General features: G+C 62.4%; 1 protein-coding gene. It reads right to left on the bottom strand.

From position 1 onward, the window contains the following. A partial coding sequence (locus ACVA58_RS28805; protein ID WP_446513640.1) for a hypothetical protein occupies nt 1–229 on the bottom strand: 229 nt, incomplete at both ends.

The following is a 229-nucleotide window of genomic DNA, read 5'->3' as shown; positions in this document are numbered from 1 at the left end:
ACCGTGAATTGGCGGCAGCGCTGGCTCGGGCCGGATTGATCGTCGTCTTGCCAACGCATGTTGGCGATGCTTCTGGCCTCCCCCGAGCGCAGTCCCAGGCACAGATTCTGATGGATCGCCCCCGACAAGCGGAGGCCGCGCTCAATACCGTTCTTGCCGATCCACGGTTCTCCACACGCGCCGATACCAGTCGAATTGGCATGATCGGATACTCGGCCGGTGGCTACAC

The sequence above is a fragment of the Photobacterium sp. DNB22_13_2 genome (genome assembly GCF_052873915.1).
The sequence above is the reverse complement of the archived record's forward strand: the minus strand, read 5'-3'. Positions and strand labels throughout refer to the sequence as shown.